Annotated in this window: 4 protein-coding genes and 2 pseudogenes; 2 read left to right on the top strand and 4 right to left on the bottom strand. The window is 74.6% G+C overall.

What is annotated here, in order from left to right; all coding sequences use genetic code 11:
• Positions 1 to 482, bottom strand: a pseudogene (locus VR44_RS32305) (acyl-CoA/acyl-ACP dehydrogenase); the annotation flags it as partial.
• 207 nt (positions 483 to 689) lie between these two features.
• Here VR44_RS32305 and VR44_RS32310 point away from each other — a divergent pair.
• On the top strand, positions 690 to 1,550 hold the full coding sequence (locus VR44_RS32310) for an esterase/lipase family protein (RefSeq protein WP_045951187.1): 861 nt from the start codon (positions 690 to 692) through the stop codon (positions 1,548 to 1,550).
• 10 nt (positions 1,551 to 1,560) lie between these two features.
• Here VR44_RS32310 and VR44_RS32315 read toward each other — a convergent pair.
• The 3 genes and pseudogenes from VR44_RS32315 to VR44_RS32325 all read right to left on the bottom strand — a co-directional run bounded on the left by VR44_RS32315 (position 1,561) and on the right by VR44_RS32325 (position 4,290).
• Positions 1,561 to 2,639 (bottom strand): annotated as a pseudogene (locus tag VR44_RS32315) (lytic polysaccharide monooxygenase auxiliary activity family 9 protein).
• A gap of 215 nt (positions 2,640 to 2,854) precedes the next feature.
• Positions 2,855 to 3,337: a ribonuclease FAU-1 family protein gene (locus VR44_RS32320; protein WP_045951188.1), complete on the bottom strand. Its 483-nt coding sequence runs from the start codon at positions 3,335 to 3,337 to the stop codon at positions 2,855 to 2,857.
• Positions 3,334 to 4,290 carry a GNAT family N-acetyltransferase gene (locus tag VR44_RS32325; protein ID WP_045951189.1) on the bottom strand — a complete coding sequence of 319 codons (957 nt, stop codon included), beginning with the start codon at positions 4,288 to 4,290 and terminating at the stop codon, positions 3,334 to 3,336. The genes VR44_RS32320 and VR44_RS32325 overlap by 4 nt, the downstream gene beginning before the upstream one ends.
• A gap of 55 nt (positions 4,291 to 4,345) precedes the next feature.
• Here VR44_RS32325 and VR44_RS32330 point away from each other — a divergent pair, with 55 nt between their 5' ends.
• Positions 4,346 to 4,735, top strand: a complete 390-nt coding sequence (locus VR44_RS32330; protein ID WP_045951190.1) for a GntR family transcriptional regulator — start codon at positions 4,346 to 4,348, stop codon at positions 4,733 to 4,735.
• The last annotated feature ends 60 nt before the right edge of the window (positions 4,736 to 4,795 follow it).

Below are 4,795 nucleotides of genomic sequence, written 5' to 3' on the forward strand. Positions count from 1 at the left end.
CGCCCGGCCAGCCGCCATCCGCCCGGCACCCGCTCCGCCGTGACCGGCGGGTGCGGGCGGCGCAGGAAGGCGTAGCCCGCCGTCGGGCGCCGCTCCCCGCGCACGAGGGCGGGCAGCCAGCTCTCGCGCAGGGCGGTGCCCGCCGCGCCGGAGGCCTGGACGAGGGCCTTGGCCAGCGGGACGTGCTGGGTCCACACGAACCAGGTCGACGGATCCACCGCCGCCAGTACCTCGTGGACCTCCCGGACCACCTGACGGGGCGTGAGGCCGGAAAGGGGCCCCGGTTCGTATCCGATCAGCCCGTACGCCCCGCAGGCGGCGAGCGCGTCCAGGTGCGTACGGGGCACCCCCTCGGCCGCCGTCCGCTCCGCCCCGGGCCGCAGCACCCGTACGGCGGCCTCGGTGACGGCGGCGACCAGCGGGTCGGCCGCCAGGTCGGGCGGGGTGGCCAGGGCGGTACCGGCTCCGGGGGCGTCGGGCATGGCGGCGGTCACCTCGGGGTGGGGGTCGGAACGCGTCCATCCTTCCCGAGCGGTACTGGAGGCACGCTGGACACGCGAGTTTTTACCGCCGCGTAACTTCCAAGTCTTGCTACTCGCCCGTAATTTGGCGGCAGCAGCCCCCCTTGTGATCCGGATCACGGGACGGAACCCCCACGCCATTCCCCTTGACCGCGAGGAGATCACACGATGCTGCCCTGGAGACGCCTGCTCCGCCCGCTGGCCGTCCTCACCCTGGCCGCCGCCGCGCTCGTCGCCCCCACCGGCGCGGCGCAGGCGGCGTCCGCCCCCAGCAGCGGCTGGAACAACTGGTCCTGCAAGCCCTCGGCCGAACACCCCCGCCCGGTGGTCCTCGTCCACGGCACGTTCGGCAACTCCGTGGACAACTGGCTCGGGTTCGCCCCGTACCTGGTCCACCGCGGCTACTGCGTCTACTCCCTCGACTACGGCCAGCTGCCCGGAGTGCCCCTCTTCAACGGGCTCGGGCCCATCGACAGGTCGGCCGGCCAGCTCGACGCCTTCGTGGACAAGGTGCTGGCCTCCACCGGCGCCGCCAAGGCCGACCTCGTCGGCCACTCCCAGGGCGGCATGATGCCGCGCTACTACCTGAAGTTCCTGGGCGGCGCCGCCAAGGTCAACGCCCTCGTCGGCCTCGCCCCGGACAACCACGGCACCACCCTGTCCGGACTCACCCAGCTGCTCCCGTACTTCCCCGGAGCGGCCGACCTGATCAGCACGGCCACCCCGGGCCTGGCCGACCAGATCGTCGGATCGCCCTTCCAGCAGAAGCTGAACGCGGGCGGGGACACCGTCCCCGGCGTCTCCTACACCGTCATCGCGACCCAGTACGACGAGGTGGTCACCCCCTACCGGAGCGCCTTCCTCAACGGGCCGGACGTCCGCAACGTCGTCCTCCAGGACCTGTGCCCCCTGGACCTCTCGGAGCACGTGGCCATCGGCCTGACCGACCGGATCGCCTGGCACGAGACGGTCAACGCCCTCGACCCGGCGCACGCGGAACGGACCACGTGCGCCTCGGTCTTCGACTGACCCCGCCCCGCTAGCGCACGCTCCGCCGCACCCCGGAGGCTCGGCGGCGGGCCACGGCGAACAGCACGGCCGCACCCACGGCCACCACCCCGGCGCCCGCGATCGCGATCGCCGGGGTGGCGCCGTTCCCGCCGGTCTCCGCGAGGTTCCCGCCGTCCCTGCCGCCGAGGGGGGAGGGCGACGCGGCGGGGGCCGGCGCGGCGGCGGCCGGGGAGACGGTTCCCCGGCCGTTCGTCGCCGGGTCGTCGTCGCCGTGGCCGCCGTGCTCCACGGTGGACTTGCCCGCGCCGTCGGAGATCTGCCGGTCCGTCGGCGCCTTGGGCGGCTCGACGGGAGCCGGCCGCGAGGGCTGCGCCGACGCGCTCGCGGTGCCCGCACCCGGGGCGGCCCCGGTTCCCGGCGCACCCCCCGTACCCCCTCCGTCCTTGCCGAAGACGACATCGGAGCAGGTGTAGAAGGCCTCGGGGCTGTCCGACCGCTGCCAGATGCTGAAGACGACGTGCCGCCCGCTCTTCTTCGGCACGACCCCGCTGAACACGTAGTCGCCGTTCTGCATGGCCGGGTCGGTGGCCTTCGCGAAGGGGGCGGGCTCCAGGTCGGACCACTTCAGCGGCTTCGACGGGTCGTAGCCGTCCTTCGTCACGTAGAGCTCGAAGGAGCCCTTGTGCGGGGCGGTCCCCTTGTAGCGGAAGGTGTGGGCCCCGGCCGTCATGGGGGTGGCCGGCCAGTCGGTACGGGCCAGGTCCAGCCCCTTGTACTTGGGGTTGCCCGCCGAGCACAGCCGGCCGTCGGGGATCAGCGACCGGCTCTTCCCGGCGGCGTTCGCGATGTTCACCGCGTTCCAGTCGTAGAAGGCCTGCACGCCGCTCGCGGCGAGAAGGAGTGCGCGCCGCTCGCGGCGACGGCCGCCTTGCAGGCCGCCGACTTCGGCGCCTCGGGCCCCTCCGCGTAGCACGCCGCCACCCGGCTGACCGGGTCCGTCATCGACCCGTGGGCGGCCGCCGGAACGGCCGCGTACGCGGCCACCGCGAGCGGGGCCAGGCCGGCGGCGACGATACGGGCGGCGGTGCGGCGACGGCGTGCGGGCATGGGTGGATCTCCTTCGGGCGCGGGGCAGGGGTGCACCAGCGGAACCGACCGCCACGGCACCGCCCCGGTACGGGGTCCGGCGCCGCCGCAGGCCTCCCTGGCCCCGCCAAGCTAGCCCGCACCGACCCCCGTCCGGCCGTCTTCGGGCCCCCGGAGGGGATCCTTAGGCTCCGCTTAAGGAACCGCTAAGCACCCCCACAGGAAGGCCGCCGGAGCTACCCCAGCAGCGCGGTCAGGCCGCCCGCCGAGCGGGCCTGCTCCTCCAGCGCGTCCAGCGCCCGCACCGCGCGGGCCGCGGCCTCGGGGTCGCTCGTGGCGAGCCCGCTCTCCGCGAACTCGTCCTCGTCCAGCCGCAGGACGGTCTTCCCGTCCGCCGACACCCACAGGTCCAGGTCCAGGTCGTCCACGAGGATCCCGCCCTCGCGGACCACCGCCGGGCGGGTGACGTCGCAGTACCAGCCCTTCAGGACGCCCTCGCCCGTCCGGACCTCCTTGACCGCGTACCAGCGCGTGCGCCAGAAGTGCTCGACGAACACGTCGCCGGGCTCGAAGCGGACGAACCCGAAGTCCCGTACCCCTTCGGCCGCCCACGGGGCCCGCACCGAGATCCGGTCCCCGTCGTCGGACACCTGGGCCGCCGGGTAGCTGATCTTGGTCCGGCCGTCCTTGGTGAGGGTGACGGTCCAGGTGGTGCTCATCGTGGTGCTCCTCCAAGCCTCTTCGTGAAGCGCGTTTCGGTCGCGCAGATCTCGTAGCCGAACCACTTGTTGATCGCGAGCATCGGTCCGTTCCCGGCGTCGTTCCCGGTGAAGGCCTCGGTGTACCCCGCCGCGCGGGCCCGGCGCAGCGAGTCCGTCTTGGCGAGCTTGGCCAGGCCGCGGCCGCGGAAGGCGCGCCGGGTGCCGGTCATCCCCGAGAGGTAGCGGGTACGGCCGTCGGTCCGGGCGGCCGAGAAGGCGGCCACCTCCCCGCCGACGAGGACCACCGAGGTCAGCCCGTGGTCGAGCGTCGGGTCGTGCCAGACGCCGTCCAGCCACCCCTGGTAGTCGTCGAGCGAGGCCGGGACGTCGCCCGGCTCGTCGGCCGTCGCCTCGGCGTCGGCCTCGAAGAGCGGCCTCGGATCGGCGGCGAAGGCGGACGCCGGGCGCAGTTCCACCCCGGCCGGCAGCTCGCGGGGGAGCGGCGGCAGGGTGGCTTCCGCCAGGTCCAGGCGCAGGAAGTTCGAGGAACGGCTGGGGCGGTAGCCGTGCCGCTCGGCGAAGGCCCGGTTCGCGGGCTCGTCGAGCACCCAGGTGTAGGCGTCCACGGCCCCCTGCGCGACGAGGTGCTCCTCCGCCGTGCGCAGCAGGGCGGTGCCGGCGCCGCGGGCCCGGGCGGCGGGGTCGACGTAGACGTTGGCGTACGACTGGCCCGGCCGGGGACTGTCGTGGGCCAGGCCCACCTCGGCGGTGCCGACGACACGCCCGTCTGCGTTCTCGGCGACCAGGAGGCGCAGGCGGGCGTCGGGATGCGCGGAACCGAGGGTGAAGGCCACCCCGTCGACGGTGGTGACCATGAAGGGCAGGGCGGCCTGGCGCACCCGTACGACGGCCTCGGCGTCGGCCGGGTCGTCGGGGCGCAGGTCGCGGACGTGCAAGGCGTGGAGGGTCATGGGGCCGACGTTACGGGCGGATCCGCCACCGGCGCCTGCGAATTACAATCGGCGCGTGACCTCGACCAACCCCCTCAGGCTCAGGATCGACGGCGCGGCCGGCTCGGCGGCCCCGTACGAACAGCTGCGCGCGCAGATCGCGGACCAGGCCCGGTCGGGCCGGCTTCCGGTGGGCTTCAAACTGCCGACGGTGCGGGGGCTGGCGGAGGAACTGAGGCTGGCGGCGAACACCGTCGCCAAGGCGTACCGGGCGCTGGAGGCCGACGGCGTGATCGAGACGCGGGGGCGGAACGGGACGTTCGTCGCGGCGGCGGAGGGGTCCTCGCGGGAGGCCGCCCTCGCCGCGCAGTCGTACGCCGACCGCGCGCACCGGCTGGGCCTCACGGAAGCCGAAGCCCTCTCCGCAGCCACGGCGGCCCTCCGGGCCCGCTACGCCGCCGAGTAGCCCCGCAGGTTCCGCTGCGCGGTGCGCGCTCCCCGCCCCGCCCTTCGCCCGTTCCCCGGG

Origin of the sequence: Streptomyces katrae, from assembly GCF_000966975.1 — a bacterium.
GTDB classification, from domain to species: Bacteria; Actinomycetota; Actinomycetes; order Streptomycetales; family Streptomycetaceae; genus Streptomyces; species Streptomyces katrae.

Coding starts and splice junctions, on each gene's coding strand:
- VR44_RS32310 (WP_045951187.1), top strand. CDS start 690: ATGCTGCCCTGGAGACGCCTGCTCCGCCCGCTGGCCGTCCTCACCCTG.
- VR44_RS32320 (WP_045951188.1), bottom strand. CDS start 3,337: ATGAGCACCACCTGGACCGTCACCCTCACCAAGGACGGCCGGACCAAG.
- VR44_RS32325 (WP_045951189.1), bottom strand. CDS start 4,290: ATGACCCTCCACGCCTTGCACGTCCGCGACCTGCGCCCCGACGACCCG.